Source organism: Chromobacterium subtsugae, from assembly GCF_001676875.1.
Lineage (GTDB): Bacteria > Pseudomonadota > Gammaproteobacteria > Burkholderiales > Chromobacteriaceae > Chromobacterium > Chromobacterium subtsugae.
Genome location: NZ_JYKA01000018.1, coordinates 14,778 through 31,581, shown reverse-complemented (window position 1 = coordinate 31,581; position 16,804 = coordinate 14,778). Strand labels below are relative to the sequence as shown.

At 64.8% G+C, this 16,804-nt stretch carries 14 protein-coding genes; 12 read left to right on the top strand and 2 right to left on the bottom strand.

The features are described from left to right. Positions 1-80 precede the first annotated feature (80 nt). Both MY55_RS17750 and zapE read left to right on the top strand, forming a co-directional pair. Positions 81-863 (top strand): substrate-binding periplasmic protein, encoded by a 783-nt coding sequence (locus tag MY55_RS17750; RefSeq protein WP_043576138.1) that lies wholly within the window; start codon positions 81-83, stop codon positions 861-863. A gap of 91 nt (positions 864-954) precedes the next feature. Then, a complete protein-coding gene (gene zapE / locus MY55_RS17745) occupies positions 955-2,118 on the top strand; it encodes a cell division protein ZapE (protein ID WP_047238490.1) in 1,164 nt (387 codons plus the stop codon). Positions 2,119-2,122: 4 nt separating this feature from the next. Here the strand turns inward: zapE and MY55_RS17740 are convergent, their stop codons facing one another. Beyond that, on the bottom strand, positions 2,123-2,866 hold the full coding sequence (locus tag MY55_RS17740) for an MgtC/SapB family protein (RefSeq protein WP_047238493.1): 744 nt from the start codon (positions 2,864-2,866) through the stop codon (positions 2,123-2,125). A 300-nt stretch (positions 2,867-3,166) separates the two neighbouring features. Between MY55_RS17740 and rbsK the strand changes: the two genes are divergently transcribed. The 6 genes from rbsK (at position 3,167) to MY55_RS17710 (ending at position 9,009) form a co-directional block, all read left to right on the top strand. Continuing rightward, positions 3,167-4,057 (top strand): ribokinase, encoded by an 891-nt coding sequence (rbsK, locus tag MY55_RS17735; RefSeq protein ID WP_047238489.1) that lies wholly within the window; start codon positions 3,167-3,169, stop codon positions 4,055-4,057. Next, a complete protein-coding gene (gene rbsD / locus MY55_RS17730) occupies positions 4,054-4,452 on the top strand; it encodes a D-ribose pyranase (RefSeq protein ID WP_047244217.1) in 399 nt (132 codons plus the stop codon). Before rbsK ends, rbsD begins: the two co-directional genes overlap by 4 nt. An 11-nt stretch (positions 4,453-4,463) precedes the next feature. Continuing rightward, positions 4,464-5,972: a sugar ABC transporter ATP-binding protein gene (locus tag MY55_RS17725; RefSeq protein WP_047257585.1), complete on the top strand. Its 1,509-nt coding sequence runs from the start codon at positions 4,464-4,466 to the stop codon at positions 5,970-5,972. Continuing rightward, complete coding sequence (locus tag MY55_RS17720) at positions 5,969-6,907, top strand: ABC transporter permease (protein ID WP_047257584.1); 939 nt, start codon at positions 5,969-5,971, stop codon at positions 6,905-6,907. The genes MY55_RS17725 and MY55_RS17720 overlap by 4 nt, the downstream gene beginning before the upstream one ends. 61 nt (positions 6,908-6,968) lie before the next feature. Beyond that, complete coding sequence (gene rbsB, locus MY55_RS17715; RefSeq protein WP_043576118.1) at positions 6,969-7,901, top strand: ribose ABC transporter substrate-binding protein RbsB; 933 nt, start codon at positions 6,969-6,971, stop codon at positions 7,899-7,901. 91 nt (positions 7,902-7,992) lie between these two features. Then, complete coding sequence (locus tag MY55_RS17710; protein WP_043576115.1) at positions 7,993-9,009, top strand: substrate-binding domain-containing protein; 1,017 nt, start codon at positions 7,993-7,995, stop codon at positions 9,007-9,009. Between the two features lie 6 nt (positions 9,010-9,015). Here MY55_RS17710 and MY55_RS17705 read toward each other — a convergent pair whose 3' ends face one another. Next, complete coding sequence (locus tag MY55_RS17705; protein ID WP_043576112.1) at positions 9,016-10,281, bottom strand: S10 family serine carboxypeptidase-like protein; 1,266 nt, start codon at positions 10,279-10,281, stop codon at positions 9,016-9,018. 214 nt (positions 10,282-10,495) lie between these two features. On the opposite strand from MY55_RS17705, the gene MY55_RS17700 reads away from it, so the two are divergent. From MY55_RS17700 to MY55_RS17685, 4 genes are all read left to right on the top strand, one after another. Further along, positions 10,496-11,353 (top strand): flagellin N-terminal helical domain-containing protein, encoded by an 858-nt coding sequence (locus tag MY55_RS17700; protein ID WP_043576110.1) that lies wholly within the window; start codon positions 10,496-10,498, stop codon positions 11,351-11,353. A gap of 225 nt (positions 11,354-11,578) precedes the next feature. Next, positions 11,579-12,031 carry a putative pterin-binding protein gene (locus tag MY55_RS17695; protein WP_052258101.1) on the top strand — a complete coding sequence of 151 codons (453 nt, stop codon included), beginning with the start codon at positions 11,579-11,581 and terminating at the stop codon, positions 12,029-12,031. Next, on the top strand, positions 12,028-13,761 hold the full coding sequence (locus MY55_RS17690; protein ID WP_146008339.1) for an ATP-binding response regulator: 1,734 nt from the start codon (positions 12,028-12,030) through the stop codon (positions 13,759-13,761). Before MY55_RS17695 ends, MY55_RS17690 begins: the two co-directional genes overlap by 4 nt. A gap of 1,198 nt (positions 13,762-14,959) precedes the next feature. Then, a complete protein-coding gene (locus MY55_RS17685; RefSeq protein WP_081284753.1) occupies positions 14,960-16,579 on the top strand; it encodes a 3-keto-5-aminohexanoate cleavage protein in 1,620 nt (539 codons plus the stop codon). The last annotated feature ends 225 nt before the right edge of the window (positions 16,580-16,804 follow it).

Sequence of the window (16,804 nt, the reverse complement as noted above, 5' to 3'; positions counted from 1 at the left end):
GGTTTATCGCGCGCCGGGCGGGCTCGCTGCGCCGCGGCCTCGCGCTCTATACTGGCAAAAAGTGGGCGGGGGCGGATGCGATGAGCGTTGCGAAAACGGGCGCCAGGCTGTGGGCCGGCCTGCTGCTGGCCTGCGCCGGCGCGCAGGCTCAGGCGGCGCCGCGCGATCTGTATTTCGTCACCCAGCTGTTTCCCCCCTTCATTACCGATAGCGCCGATGGCAAGCTGGATGGCGCTTTGATCGCCATTCTGCGCGAGGCCTGCCGGCGGGCGGACTGGAACTGCAAGGTGCAGGCGATGGTGTGGAAGCGCGCTTTGCTCACCGTCGGCCAGGGCGGCGCCGACGGCCTGGTGCTGGCGCAGGACGCGCCGGAGCGGCGGGCGGTGATGGAGTTGTCCAAGCCGGTGCTGGCCAGCAGCTACGGCCTCTACGTGCAGTCCGGCAGCGCGCTGCGCTACCGCCAGCCCGGCGATCTGGCCGGCAAGACCATGGCGGTGTATGGCCCGTCATTGTCGCAGGCCAGTAGCGAGCGGCTGGTCCAGGGCGTGTCCGGCGTCAGCCTGGCGGTGGAGCTGGACCCGGAAACGGTGCTGCGCAAGTTGGCGGCGGGCCGCTACGGCGCGGACGCGGTGGCGTTCTCCAATGACGACGTAGCCCGCTACTGGATCAAGCGCGACGGCTTGGGGAATGTGCGCAAGCTGGCCGAGGTGAAGCCGCTGGCCTATCTTTACGGCTTCACCCGCAGCCGGTTGAAGCCCGGCATGCTGGAAACCTTCAACCGCGTGCTGGACGACATGTGCCGCGACGGCAGCCTGGCGCGGCTGGCCGCGCCGTCCGGCATCCGGCTGGCGACTTGCCGCTGAATGCGGCAAGGGGCGGTCAAAGCGGTTATCATGCAGACATTCCCTTGCCGCCCGGCGGCGGCGCCAAACGCAGCGCAGAACAAGCATAACCATGTCGCAACACACATTCTCTCCGGACGAGAACGTCCACTGCAGCCCCAAGGACTGGTATCGGATGGCCAGCGAAAAGCCGGGCTTCATCCACGACGAGGCCCAGGCGGCGGCGATAGAGCGGCTGGACAGCCTGTGGCACCAGCTGGTGGATTTCAAATCCAAACGCAACCGTTTCCTCGGCCGCAGCCTGCGCAGCCCGCAAGTGCCGCGCGGCCTGTATTTCTGGGGCGGGGTGGGGCGCGGCAAGAGCTTCCTGATGGACGCCTTCTACGCCTGCGTGCCGTATCGCCGCAAGCGCCGCATCCATTTCCACAACTTCATGGCCGAAACCCATCGCGAGCTGCGCAAGCTGGCCGGCAGCCCGGACCCGTTGCTGGCTTACGCCGACCAGATCGCCAGGGCCACCCGGCTGCTGTGCTTCGATGAATTCCACGTGTCCGACATCGCCGACGCGATGATGCTGGGGAGGCTGCTGTCGGCGTTGCTGGAGCGCGGCGTGGTGGTGGTGACCACCTCCAATTACGAGCCGGACGGCCTGTACCCGAACGGCTTGCAACGGCAGAACTTCCTGCCGACGATAGAGTTGATCAAGCGCGAGCTGGACGTGCTCAACGTGGATGGCGGCAACGATTACCGGCTGCGCGAGCTGACGCGCGAGCCGCTGTTCATGGTGCCGGCCGACGCCGACAGCGAGCGCCGGATGGCGCAGCTGTTCAAGCGCGTCGCCACCGGCGCCGAGCTGCCGCAAAAATCCATCCAGGTGCTGGGCCGCGAGATCGCGGTGAAGCGGATGTCGCCCGGCGTGATCTGGTTCGACTTCGCCGCGCTGTGCGATGGCCCGCGCGCGCAGACCGACTACCTGGAAATCGCCAGCGAATACCACACGGTGTTCTTGTCCGGCATTCCCAGGCTCACGGCCAAGCAGGCCTCGGTGGCGCGCCGCTTCACCTGGCTGGTGGACGTGTTCTACGACAATCGCGTCAAGTTGATCGCCTCGGCCGCCGCCGCGCCGGAGGAGATCTACACCGACGGCGTGCAGGCCGGGGAATTCTTCCGCACCGCCAGCCGCCTGACCGAGATGCAGTCGAAGAGCTATCTGGAGCTGCCGCACCAGTCGATGGCGCAAAGCCACGACCAGCCGCCGCCGGGCGTGGCGCTGTAAGCGCTTAGTTGCGCGCCGGCTGCACATCCAACTCCAGGATGTGGTCGGCGGCCATGATGTCGCGCGCCAGGTCCACCACGTTGATGAAGGTGCGGCGGTTCTGCGCCGAAATCATGAAATTCCACTCGGTACAGTCGGGGCCGGCCTTGATGCTGATGCTTTCGTCGTGCAGTTGCAGGCCGAAAGGCGTCAGCCGGTCGGACAGCGCCTCCACCGTCCAGTTGTGCTCCGGGCGCAGCCGCACGGTGACGAACAGGCTGACCCGGCGCGGCAGCACGTTTTCTATGCGGTTGACCACGGTGACGAAGATCATGCACATCAGCGTCAGCGCGATGGCCGCGGCGTAGAAGCCGACGCCGATCAGGATGCCTATCACCGACGACATCCACACCGAGGCGGCGGAGGTCAGGCCGCTGATGCTCAGGCCTTCCTTCATGATCATGCCGGCGCCGAGAAAACCGATACCGGTCAGCACGCCTTGCGCCACCCGGGTCATGTCCGGCGGCGCGGCGGCCGGCGCGGCGCCGCCGTACCAGTAGCCGGCGTAGCCGATGATGGTGATGGCCGCGGCGGACGCCATGCAGACCAGGCCGTAGGTGCGCATGCCGGCGGCGCGGCCGTTGTACCAGCGCTCATAGCCCAGCAGGCTGCCCAGGCAAAGCCCGCCCAGCAGATTGCCCACCACCAGCAGATTGACCTGCCACTTCGCCGCGCTCCAGTAAAGATCGAACAGTTGTTGCCAGTCCATTTTCAAGCCGTCTCCGTGTATGCTTTTGGAATTTTTCGCGCCGGGGTGCGATGTGCGGACATCATCCCATATCGGCGGCGGCCAACCCAGCGCCATGACGCGATCCTGGAGCCGGATAGGCGGAGATGGATTGTTTTGTGCAGATATTTTCAAGTGGAGATATGTAGTTGATCCACTACATTTTGCTGGGAGCCCCTTTCAATTCGGGCGAAAACTCTGTTATAACTGGATGCTGATTACGTTTTAGCTAAATATTTTCCGCTTTCGCACTGCAATGTAGCGAAGGTACAAGGAGGGCGCATGACTCGGGTGCTGGTGGTCGGCAGTATCAATATGGATCTGGTGGTGACAGCCAAGCGCATGCCGCAGCTGGGTGAAACCCTGCTGGGCGACGGCTTCGCCACCTACCCGGGCGGCAAGGGCGCCAACCAGGCGGTGGCCGCCGCGCGGCTGGGCGCCAGCGTGGCGCTGCTGGGCTGCGTCGGCGACGACGCTTTCGGCCGCGAGCTGCTTGCCCACCTGGCAAGCGAGGGCGTGGATTGCCGCCGCGTGCGAAGCGTGGCTGGCTCCACCGGCATCGCCGCCATCACTGTCAGCGGCGGCGACAACGCCATCCTGGTGGCGCCCGGCGTCAATCACCAGTTGACGCCCGCGGATCTGGACGCCGCCGAACAGGCCTTCATCGACGCCGATGTGGTGTTGACCCAGCTGGAGATTCCGCTGGCGACGGTGCGCCGCGCCGCCGAACTGGCCGCCCGCCACAAGAAGCCGCTGCTGTTGAACCCTGCGCCGGCGGTGCCGCTGCCGGAAGAGCTGCTGCAGCGGGTGGCTTTGCTGACCCCGAACGAGCACGAATTCCTGACCATGCTGGCCCAGCCTGACGCCGATTGGCGCGCGCTGCTGGCCGAGCGCCCCGGCAAGCTGGTGATGACCCATGGCGAGCATGGCGCCTATTTCGCGCTGGCCCGCGGCCAGTTGCGCCATCAGCCGGGTTTTGAGGTCAAGGCGGTGGACAGCACCGGCGCCGGCGATACCTTCAACGGCGCGCTGGCGGCGTTTTTGCCGCTGGGGCTGGAAGAGGCGGTGCGCCGCGCCGCCGCCGCGGGCGCCTTGTCGGTCACTCGTCCGGGCGCGCAGGGAGGCATGCCGACGCTGGCCGAGCTGGACGCTTTTCTGGAGGCGCGGGCATGAAGAAGCATGGCCATTTGAACCGCGACATCGCCCGCATCCTGGCCGGCATGGGCCATACCGACAGCCTGGTGATCGCCGACTGCGGCCTGCCGATTCCGCCCGGCGTGGAGTGCGTCGATCTGGCGTTGCGGCTGGGAGAGCCGGGTTTTGCCGCGGTGCTGGACAGCGTTCTGGCCGACTTCCAGTGCGAGCGGGCGGTATTTGCCATAGAATGCCGTCAGCATAACCAGGCGGTGCAAGACAAGGCCGAGGAAATGGCGCAGTCCGGCGTGGCGCTGGATTTCGTCAGCCACGAGGAATTCAAGCAGCGCTGCCAGGCGGCGCGGGCGGTGATCCGCACTGGCGAATGCGCGCCGTACGCCAACGTGATCCTGCACTCCGGCGTGATTTTCTGAGGAGCAGGACCATGCAAGTGACCATGCGCGGCATCCGCAAGGCCTTCGGGCCGGTGACGGTGCTGGAAAATGTGGAATTCACGCTGCGCGGCGGCGAGATCCACGCGTTGATGGGCGAAAACGGCGCCGGCAAGTCGACGCTGATGAAGATACTCAGCGGCGTGCACCGCGCCGATGCCGGCGAGATTCTGCTGGACGGCCGCCAGGCCGAGCTGCGCGACACCGCGGCGGCGGAAGCGGCCGGCATCGCCATCATTCACCAGGAATTGAACCTGATCCCGCAACTGTCGGTGATGGAAAACCTGTTTCTCGGCCGCGAGCCGTCGCGCTTCGGCCTGATCGACTACGGCCGCATGCGGCGCGAGGCGAGGGCGCAGCTGTCGGCGCTGGGCGCCGAGGGCATCGACCCCGAGCAAGAGGCCGGCAGCCTGTCCATCGGCCAGCAGCAGATGGTGGAAATCGCCAAGGCGCTGGCGCTGAACGCCCGCGTGCTGATCATGGACGAGCCGACGGCGGCGCTGACCGAGCGCGAGATCGACGCGCTGTTCGCGCTGATGGCGCAACTGAAGGCGAACGGCGTGGCCATAGTCTACGTCTCGCACCGGATGGAGGAGATCTTCCGCATTTGCGACCGCATCAGCGTGTTGCGCGACGGCTGCTTCGTCGGCGAGCGCGAGATCGCCGGCACCGATTTCGACGAGGTGGTGCGGATGATGGTGGGCCGCGAGATCGGCGACCGCTATCCCAAGCGTGAAGCCGTTCCGGGCGCGGTGCGGCTGAAGGTGGAAAACCTGGCCGACGAGAACATGATCGCCGGTATCCGTTTCGAGGTGCGCGCCGGCGAGGTGCTGGGCATCGCCGGGCTGATGGGCTCGGGCCGCAGCGACATCCTGAAGACGCTGTTCGGCGCCAAGCGCCGCACCGCCGGCCGCGTCGAGCTGGATGGCGAGGAATTGAAAGTGGCCGCGCCGGGCGACGCCATCGCCGCCGGCCTCGGCTTCGTGCCGGAAGACCGCAAGAGCAAGGGCCTGGTGCTGGGCATGTCGCTGCGCGAAAACGCCACGCTGGTGCATTTGGACCAGTACGCGCGCCTGGGCGTGGTGCAGGCTGCCGACGAGAAGCGGGCGGTGGACGGCTTGATCGCGCAGCTGCGCATCCGCGCCCGCGACGCCGAGCTGGACGTCAAGTCCTTGTCCGGCGGCAACCAGCAGAAGGTGGTGTTCGCCAAATGGCTGGCCAATCCGCCCAAGGTGCTGCTGCTGGACGAGCCGACGCGCGGCGTCGATGTCGGCGGCAAGGCCGAGATCTACCACATCGTCAACCAGCTGGCCGCCGCCGGCGCCGCCATCGTGATGGTGTCGTCCGAATTGCCGGAAGTGCTGGCGCTGAGCAACCGCATCCTGGTGCTGCACGAAGGCCGGCAGGCCGGCATCTTCGACGCCGCCGGCTGCACGCAGGAAATCTTGATGGCGGCCGCGACCGGCGGCGCCGTTCCCACCGAAATCAGGAAACAAGCATGACCCCGCAACAAAAAGCCAATCTGCAACGCCTGGGCCCCTTCATCGCGCTGGTGCTGGTGGCCATCGGCCTGTCCGTGATGAGCCCGGACTTTCTCACCGTCAACAACCTGCTGAACGTGATGCGCCAGGTGTCGATCAACGCGCTGATCGCCTTCGGCATGACGCTGGTGATCCTGCTGGGCGGCATCGATCTGTCGGTGGGCTCCATCCTGGCGCTGTCGTCGGTGTTGACGGCCAGCTTGCTGCAAGCCGGCGTCGACCCTATGCTGGCGACCTTGCTGGGCATCCTGGCCGGCGCGGCGATGGGCCTGTTCAACGGCCTGGTGATCAGCAAGGGCAAGGTGGCGCCGTTCATCGCCACGTTGGCGACGATGACCATTCTGCGCGGCCTGGCGCTGGTGTTTTCCAACGGCAGCCCGATCACCGGCTTCGACAGCGAACTGTTCTCGATGCTGGGCGGCGGCTACATCGCCGGCCTGGTGCCGGTGCCGGTGGCGTGGATGCTGATCCTGTTCGCCGGCTTCTGGTTCCTGCTGAAGAAAACCGTGTTCGGCCGCCACCTGTACGCCACCGGCGGCAACGAGGAGGCGGCGCGGCTGTCCGGCGTCAAGGTCGACAGGATCAAGTTGTGGGTGTACACCGCTTCCGGCGCGATGTCGGCGATGGCCGGCGTGGTGCTGACCTCGCGCCTCAATTCGGCGCAGCCCACCGCCGGCGCCGGCTACGAGTTGGACGCCATCGCCGCGGTGGTGCTGGGCGGCACCAGCCTGACCGGCGGCCGCGGCTGGATCTTCGGCACCCTGATCGGCGCGCTACTGATCGGCGTGCTCAACAACGGCCTGAATCTGCTGGGGGTGTCGTCGTTCTACCAGCAGGTGATCAAGGGCGCGGTGATCCTGCTGGCGGTGCTGCTGGACCGCAGCGGCAAGAAATGAATCCGGCGGCGGCAGCCGCCATCCGCAGTGCAATCTGTCTATATTCTCAAGGAGTTTTGGCATGAAACGCATTCTCACCCCGTTGATGGCCGGCATGCTGGCGTTCGGCATCGCCGCCTGCTCCAAGCAGGGGCCCGGCGCAAGCGGCGGCGAAGCCAGCGCGCCGGCGGCCGCCGGCAAGGCCACCGTCGGCCTGGCGGTGTCCACGCTCAACAATCCCTTCTTCGTGGCGCTGCGCGACGGCGCGGCCGCCGAAGCCGGCAAGGAAGGCATCAACCTGATCACCGTGGACGCCCAGGACGATCCGGCCAAGCAGCAGGCCAGCGTGGAAGACCTGATCCAGAAAAAAGTGGGCGTGATCCTGATCAACCCCACCGATTCCGCCGCGGTGGCCAATGTGGTGAAGGAGGCGACCGCCAAGGGCATCAAGGTGGTGTCGCTGGACCGCAGCGTCAACGGCGCGGAAGTCAGCTCCCACATCGCCTCCGACAACATCGCCGGCGGCATGATGGCCGGCCAGTACCTGCTGGGCAAGCTGGGCGGCAAGGGCCGCATCGTCGAACTGGAAGGCATCGCCGGCTCTTCCGCCGCCCGCGAGCGCGGCGAAGGCTTCCACCACGTGGTGGACAAGAAGGCGGGCGTGGAGCTGCTGGCCAAGCAGCCGGCCGATTTCGACCGCGCCAAGGGCTTGTCGGTGATGGAGAACATCATCCAGGGCAACAAGGACATCCAGGGCGTGTTTGCGCACAATGACGAAATGGCGCTGGGCGCGCTGAAGGCGATCCAGGCGGCCGGCCTGAAGAACGTGGTGGTGGTCGGCTTCGACGCCACCCCGGACGCGGTGGCTTCGGTCAAGGCCGGCACGCTGTCGGCCACGGTGCAGCAGCAGCCGGCGCTGATCGGCCAGTACGGCGTGCAGACCGCCAAGCGGCTGCTGGACGGCCAGAAGGTGGACAAGTTCATCCCGGTGCCGCTCAATCTGGTCAAGCAATAAGCTTCGGACGGGCGCGGGCCGGCGGCAAGCCGGCCCCGTTTTTCCCTATCGCGTTTATCATGTCCCCCCTCGCGTTTCGCGGCAGGTTTCCATGAGCAGCTTCAAACGCCTCACCATAGACGATATCGCCGCGCTGGCCGGCGTATCGCGCACTACCGCCAGCATGGTGCTCAACGGCCATGCCGGCCGCTACCGCATCTCCCAAGCCACGGTGGACCGGGTGGAAGCGGTGGCGCGCGAGCACCACTTCAATCCCTCGCAACAGGCGCGCAGCCTGCGCAGCCGGCGCAGCAGCAGCATAGGCCTGGTGATTCCCGATCTGACCAACTCCACCCACGCGGCGCTGGCGCAGGCGCTGGAAAACGGCTGCCGCGCGCTGGGCTACCAGCTGTTGATGGTGACCAGCGACGAGGACCCGGAACGGGAAAGCGCCGGCATCGGCCAACTGGCGGCGCGCCAGGTGGACGGCATGATCGTGGTGCCGTGCAGCGGCGACGCCGGCCGCTACCAGCCGTGGACCCGGCGCTTGCCGCTGGTTTTCGCCGACCGCCATATTCCCGGCAGCGGCATCCCATCCACGGTCACCGACGCCGCCGACAGCGTGGCCAGATTGCTGGCGCCGCTGCTGGAGCGTGATGTGGCCGAGCTGGCCTATTTCGGCGGCCAGCCCGACCTGTCGGCCAGCCGCGAACGCCTGGCGGGCTATCACCAGGCGTTGCGGGCGCAAGGCATGGCGCCGCAGCCAGGCTGGGTGGCGGAGCGCGACTTCCAGCGCGAATCCGGCTATCGGCTGATGGCTGACTGGCATCAGCGCCACGGCCGTTATCCGCAGGCCTTGTTCACCGCCTCCATCACCCTGCTGGAAGGCGTGTTGTCCTTCATCCGCGAACGCCACCGCATGCGCGAGGCGCCGCGCTACCTGCTCACTTTCGACGATCATCCCTTGCTGGACTGCCTGCCGCTGGCGGTGGACGCCATCCGCCAGGACAGTCAGGCGCTGGCCGACGCCAGCCTGCGCCAAACGCTGGCATTGCTGCATGGCGAGCCTTTGCCGGCGGCCGATATCCGCATTCCGGCCAGCCTGAACCTGCGGCGCTTGGCCGGTTAACGCGGCTCAGGGCTCGGCGTCGTCCGTTTCCTCGCCAAGAAAGTTCTTCAGCATCGCCAGCGCGATGGCGGGCTGGTCGCGCGCCACCCGCAACCCGGCGTTCTGGATGATGACCTGCGACAAGCGCCGGTGGCGGCGGATCAGGCCGGCCGGCAGCCCGTATGGCCGCCAGGGCTGGCGTTTCTGTTCGCGGAAGTCCGGCGCCTGCTGCCACAGCAGCGTGTTCAGCCAGGCGTCCATGCCCAGGTAATTGCCTTCCATGCAGCATTCGCCGTGATAGAGCAGCACCTTGAGCTGATCCAGCAAGCGGGGGAACAAGTGGGAGGAGTCGTCCAGCCATGCCGCCTCGCTCAGTTGCTGCGGCGCCGGCTGCAGCTCGTTGCGCGAACGCGGATCGATGTGCAGCGCCTGATGGGCGGAAGGCTTGGCCAGGTACTCGTCCACGCGCTGGCGGCCATCGCCCGGCGGATGGCGGATATCGTGCTTGTCGCGCCCCGAGCATTGCTGGATGTAGTCCTCGATTTCCCGCGCGCTGCGGCTGGCCTGGCTGCGCCGCAGCGGTATCGGCGAGGCGTGGGCGTCGTGGAAGTCCGCCAGCATTTCCAGCGCGCGTTTTTCTTCCTCGGCATTGATCAGCCGGTGCTGACGGGCGTATTCGATGTGGCTGGGCAGCTGGATTTTCGGCGACACCTGCCCATTGCCCAGGCCCAGCCCCTTCAGCCGGATTTCCGGCTGGCCGCAGCCGTTGCCGTCCAGGATGCAGTTGGCCAGGCGCGCGATGGTGTGGCCGGCCGCGCCGCTGCCGAACAGGTAGAAATCCTGCTGGCGGTAGGCGGGCCAGCGCAACAGGAATTCCTGCAGCGCGTGGTACAGCTGCTGGCAGGCCTCGTCGTGGCTTTCCGGCAGGTAGCGCGGGTGAATCGAAAACGACAGGCCGCGGCCCAGCGGCTGATCGATGACCAGGTAATTGACATGGTGGTGCCAGCTGAACGGATTGCCGTAGACGCGGCCGTTGCCGTCCAGCAGATAGGGGCCGTGCTCGTCGAACAGGCTGGCCGGCGCGCTGTCCCGCGGGTGGCTGTTGACCCACAGCAGCAGCGGCGCCTGGGCAGGGTTGGCGCTGGCTTCGCTGAAGCAGAAATACAGCCAGCCGCCGGCGGCGTCGCCGACCGACAGATAGCCGGCCAACTGGGTGGTCTTGACGACGCCGTAGTTGGGAAGGTGAGTGAGCGCCGCGCTTTCAAACAGAAAGGGATTCGATTGAGCGTTCATGGCCTGTGCCCTCCCTGGCGGGGAAATATCACGGGGTCATTCTGTATTCATCAGTTATAGACGGCGGCGAACAAACTGGCAGAGATGTTTAGTTTAAGAAAAGCGCTGTGATTATTCACAAATTGTTGGAGCTTAAGTTGCGCGCGCGGCGTGCCGCCTTGTGTGGGTAACGGCAGACGATGCCGGTTTCGACCAACCTAGACGGAGCATTTCCATGCTGAGCCTGTACACCAATATCGCCGCACTGAACACCAAGTCCAACATGAACTCCACCCAGAACGCGCTGTCGACTTCGATGACGCGTCTGGGCACCGGCCAGCGCATCAACTCCGCGATGGACGACGCCGCCGGCCTGCAGATCGCCACCCGTCTGGACGCGCAAAGCCGCGGCATGACCGTAGCGATGAAGAACGCCCAAAACGGCATCTCCATGATGCAGACCGCGGAAGGCGCGCTGAACGAAGTGACCAACATCCTGCAACGGATGAAGGACCTGTCCACCGAAGGCGCCAACGGCACCGCCACCGCCAACGACAAGACTGCGATGCAGTCCGAGTACGACGCGCTGGGCAAGGAACTGAACAACATCGTCAGCAACACCACTTTCGGCGGCGAGAAGCTGCTGGCCAAGACCGGCGGCAAGCTGGCCGCGGCGGTGAACTTCCAGATCGGCGCCAGCTCTTCCGAAGTGATGTCCACCGACGTATCCACCCAGATCACCGGGCTGGATACCGCGCTGCAAGCCGCTTCCGCCCAGTACAAGACTCCGAGCGCCACTGCCGGCGGCGAAATCGGTTCGGCCGCCACGATTGACCTGCTGAATACCGCTCTGGACAGCGTCGGCGCCGTGCGCTCCGCCCTGGGCGCCAACTCCAACCGTCTGGACCACGTGGTCAACAACCTGAACAACGTGAACAACAACACGCTGGCAGCCAAGGGCCGCATCATGGACACCGACTACGCCAGCGAAAGCTCCACCATGACCGCCAAGCAGATGCTGATGCAAGCCAGCACCTCGATGCTGAAGCAAAGCGGCAGCATGAACAGCCTGGCCATGTCCTTGCTGCAGTAACCGCAGCCGGCGGCCGCGCGCCGCCACCATGCAAGCCAGTGGGCATCCCACTGGCTTTTTTGCTTTTGACGTTGGCTAAAACGCGCTGCGCAGCTGGCGCGCGCGTCGATTTGTCCATACAAGGCTGGTTGTCGGCCCCGCTGGATGAATATAATTGGCCATTTTTTACGCGTGACGATGAGGATGGCTATGCGAAAGGCCTGGTTGGCATGGATAGGCCTGTGTTTGAGCGCCTGCGTTTTGGCCGATTCGGACCCGGTGGTGCTGACGGTGTCCGGCAAGATAGGGCGGTTCACCGACGCCAAGCGCGGCGTCTACCAGTTTCGCGACAGCGACCTGGCCCGCCTGCGGCAGATGAGTTTCACCACGGCCACCAGCTGGACGCCGTCGGTGACTTTCAGCGGTCCTCTGGTGCGGGACATCCTGGCCAAGGTGGAGGCCAAAGGCGCCACGGTGAGGGTGCTGGCGATCAACTATTACCGTTACGACATTTCCGTGGCGGAGCTGGTGCGCGGCAAGGTGGTGCTGGCGCGGCGCATCGACAACAAGCCGTTTGACGTCGCTCACTACGGGCCGCTGTGGCTGATGTATCCGCTGCCGGACATGCCCGACGCCGACAAGGGGCCGCCGCTGGACGCCAAGCTGGTGTGGCAGGTGGAAGCGATGGAGGTGATGTGACGCTCGCCCGGATCCGAAAATGCGTGCAGGCGCCGTGGTGGCTGGTCGCCTCGCTGCTGTTGCTGTTGCTGGCCGCCGGCTGGAATTTCTACCGGATGGACCGCGCCAGCGAAGCGCTGATAGGCAACGGCAAGAGCGAGCAGCAATATTGGACTGTCGCCCAACTGCACGTGGAGCTGGAGCGGACGCGCGCCGAGCTGATCGGCTACGCGGCCGATGAAAAGCAATTTCCCGACTTGCAGCAGCAGCTGCAGGTGTTGCAAAGCCGTTACCAGGTGTTCGAGGCGCCGGACAGCGTGCTGGTGCACCGGCTGCTCAGCCGGGTCAGCGGTTTCGACGCGCTGGTCGGCGCGCTGGGCCCGTTGCTGGGCGACAAGGCCTGGCCGCATCTGACGCAGGCGCAGGCGCGCAAGATGGTGGTGCGCATCGACGCATTGCGGCCGGTGCTGGCCAATTTCGCGGTGCAGACCCGCGAGGCCGAAGTGACGGCGCGGGTGGCGCGCAGCAGCGCGCTGGCCAGCCAGCGCTCGCAGATGCTGATTCTGCAGCTGGTGCTGTGCGGCGGCATCTGCGGCGTGCTGCTGATGCTGATGCGCTACCGCGAGGTCAGCGATCTGGCCAAGGCGCGCCAGTCGCTGCTGGAGCAGGAGAGGCTGGCGCACCAGGCCACGGTGGCGCTGGAGCTGGATCGCACCACTTTCCTCGGCACGCTGGGGCACGAGATACGCTCGCCGCTGCAATCGATGCAGATGTGCCTGGAACTGGTGGAGCCGGCGGTGTCGCCGCACGGCCCGGCGCAGCTGGCGCTCAAGCGCCTGAAGGCGGGTATGGCCCAGCTGACCTCCCAGGTGCACGACATCATGGACGTGTCGGCGATCAAGAACATGCAGCTGCGCCTCAATCCGGGACGGGTGCGGCTGGCCGGCGCGCTGCGCACCGTGGTCGACGTGATGCAGCCCTTGGCCGACGCCAAGGGGCTGGCGCTGCGCTATGAGAGCGAGGGACTGCCGGAGATGGTGCTGATGGACGAGATCCGCCTGCGCCAGATCGTCGGCAACCTGGTGTCCAACGCGATACGCTACACCGATCAGGGCGCGGTGGCGGTGAAGGCGCGCGGCCAGATGTGCCAGGAGCATCTCGAATTGTGGCTGCAGATCAGCGATAGCGGCATCGGCATCGCCGAGGAGGACAAGCAGCGGGTGTTCCAGCCGTTCAGCCAGGGGCGCAACCGCCGTCCGGGCAGCAGCGGCCTGGGCCTGTCCATCGTCAAGGAGCTGGTGCGGCTGTTCGGCGGCAGCATCGAGCTGGAAAGCGCGGTCGGCGTCGGCAGCGTCTTCACCGTGCGGTTGCCGCTGCGGGAAGTGCAGGAGGCGAGCGCCAGCCGCAGCCTGCTGCTGGTAGACGACGACGAGGTGATCCGGGCATCGGTGGCGCAGTTGCTGGCGCAGGACGGTTTTCAGATCGCCTGCGCGTCCACGCTGAGCCAGGCGGCCGACTGCCTGGCCCGGCAGCGTTTCGACATCCTGCTGTTGGACATGCAATTGGGCGAGGATAGCGGCTACCGGCTGGCGGAGCTGGCGCGCAAGCAGCCGCAGCGGCCGCTGATGCTGGCGATGAGCGCCGACCCCGAGGAATTCGCCGATGTGCGCGCCGCCTGGTTCGCCGCCCGGCTGGACAAGCCCTTCGACGGCGACACCCTCAGGGCGGCGCTGGCCGACCTGCCTTTGTGATCCGGCCTCAGCGCCGCGCGGAAAACAAAACAGGCTCCGGATGTTATCCGGAGTGGAAGTCCTGACAAATTAGGATGCGGGTGAGCCGCAGCGCGGTTTGCCGCTACAGGCCTACTTGTCAGATGTAATAGTGGCATGGCAGCCCACCTTGTGACGCAAGGTGGGTTGTATTGTCAGCGGCTAAGCCTCGCCACGAGCCTCAAGCGCCTTCCGCAATGCTGTCATGAAGCCCGCCGGGAAGATTGATCGTCCCTGCTTGCTTGCACGGCGGCTCCGCTCGCCTCCCGCCCAGCCCAATGGCTGTGTCCTGTTATCAAGGCGCCCAGAACAGGCAGAATCTGCACGGCAAAAGCAGACGCAATGGGTGGGAGCAATGGCATCGGGCAAGCTTTCATCGCCATGTGTTTTTTAATTGTCCGCGCGAAATTATATCCTTCTTTTGCTTTTACTCCCTTCCGCTGCTTGCTTGGACGCACTGTCCGCCAGAAAGCCAACTGACCGGGGTGTCGATTTTCATGATGTGAATCGATGCTGATTTAATTGATATTGCAATTATACTTTTCAATATCATTCTTGATTTAATAATCCAGATAAAGAAAATATATTCTCCATTGGAGGCGAAAAATTCATTTTCAATCCATGGAAACTGCCAAAAAATAAACACCATTCTATTTTTATTGCCAAGCTTGGTGAAGCAACCAAGACAGTCAAATAAATAAAATTACTCAATCATATTAAACTGCGGCAAACATTAAATATTTCCATTTGGATAAAAAACACACTTGAGTTGGCATTGATATGCTATTTGCATTTTATTGTCGCTTCCTCGCTCGCGCCCCCTCATAATCCCATCCGCCAAACGACGATTTTCCGCCTAAGCCTGAAAACACGGTGGCGCGGCATTTCTGTCAGTCAATCAGAGGCTATTGCAGAAAATACTAGCATGGATTTTCAAAAAACAATCAATGCCGATATCGACAATTCTTGTTATTGGATTAAAAGATCGCGACTCACAATGCCATTCTGAACAGGCAAGAATTTATACCCTTCCTTCGCTTGCGATGAAACCAAGAAGACCAAGACATGGCGCAAGGCTGTTTCGCCTTTGGGCGAAACAAGCTAGTGATTGACACACCATCAACGATACGCGGTTGAGCATGCCAGGAAATGTCCGCATGCCAAACCCAGGGAGCGATTCATGAGTAAAGCTTTTTACATCACGGCGGCTCCGGTTGGCGCCGTGCCCAAGTATCTGGACCCGCAAGAGCCAAAATTCATTCCTGGCCTGTTGCTGGATAATCTGGTTCCCAACGATGCGCTGCCTGAAGCGCTGCAATTGTTGAAACGCGAAGGGTGGGAATCCGTAGCCGCCGGCGGCTGGCTATTGCAGGACGGCTATGAGCAAGCGGCGAGCCGAGAAGATATCTGCGCGCTTAGCGCGACTCAGCAGGCGCAAAGCATCAAGGCGCTGCTGGCCGCGGGATGGCGGCTGGACAATGGCGTCTGGCGGCCGCAGCCCTCCGGCCATGCCGCCTCCGCCCGCCGCCTGCCCCGCGCGCTGTTCGATCTCTTGCCCTCACAGGCGCTGGTTCGCCAATTGGTGCAACAATTGACCACGCATGGCTGGGAGTGCGATGAGCGAGGCGATCTGGTTTGGACGCATCCGCGTCTGAGCAGCTATCTCCCGCCGGAAATGGCGGCGGAAATCGAGGCGCAATCGTCCGAGGCCGCCTCCCGCTTCCTCGCTTGCGGGTGGCATGCGAGCGAGGCCGGCATGTGGCAACCGGGCAAGGCGCGCAGCCCGCACCTGCCGATCACCGCGGAGCGCATCGTCGCAGAATCGCTGCACTGCGCGCGCGAAGGCGCCGCGGTCATCCACCTGCATACGCGCGATCTCGCAGACCAGGCCAAGCTGACGATCCCCGGCCTGGGCGCGCCGATCAGCGCCGGCCAGCAACGCAATCAAATCGTGCTGGACCAATACGAGAACATCGTGCCGGCCCTGCGCCTGTCCGCCCCCTCGGTCCTGCTGAATTTGTCCACCAGCGCTCGCGGCGACCGCGCGGCTTCGCAAAGCGCCTTGCGGCGCGCCCACCTGAAGCACTATGCCGGCTACGCGGCGCCGGAGATCGCCTCCCTCAGCCCAGGCCCCGTGGTTTTCCAGACCGGCGGCGGCTATGACAATCCGAATGGTTTTCTTCAGGCGCAGCTCGAGCATTTCCAACATGCCGGCGTTCGTCCGGAAATCGAAGTGTTCAACCACATCATCACCGAAAACGCGGTCACCTTATACCGCCAGCCTCTGCTGGCCAGCGGGGCGCCGGTCTTGTTCATGCTGGTGGCCGGCGTGGACCAGCATAGGCGCGATCCGGTCAGCGGCGAAATGGATGACGACTCGCTGATCGACACCGCTTCCCGCAAACAGATACAGGCGTTTCTGCAGCAGCAGGACACCGTCGCCGCCGCCAAGCTTGCCGCGGAATGTTTGCGTCCCACCGTCAAGCAATTGCGCCAGCATTTCCGCGACTGCCGGATTTCCTTGCTGCTGCCGGGCGCGTTGCATGCCATCCTGGTCGACGTCGCCGTCGCTCTGGACCTGGATGGCATCCGCGTCGGCCTTGAAGATGGGTTGAACCTGATCGATCCCCAAGCGCCCGGCGGCATTCGCAAGGCCCGCAGCGCCGAACAGGTGAAAGCCTTGCGCGAAGAGCTTGAGCGGCGCGGCCATCATGTGATGAGCGCGGAGGAAGTCCGCCGCGACCTGGCCATGCCGCGGCAAACGGCGCGCGCCGCCCAGGCGGAAGCGGCGGAAGCTTAAGCGCACGCCTCATGCCGCCTGCAAGCTTATGGTTTGCGGGCGGCGTCTTTTCCGCGCGCGCGAAGGCGTCGCCGGCCTGCCGGCGGCCGCATCAGCAGCGGGCATGCGGGACGTCGAGAAGGCGACAGCTTATTGCGCGGCAGAAGCGCCGGGCGGCCATCTTAGGGCGTTCTATCCCCCGGCAAGACGGCAGCAAAAAGCCCGCCTCGAGTCAGCAAGGCGGGC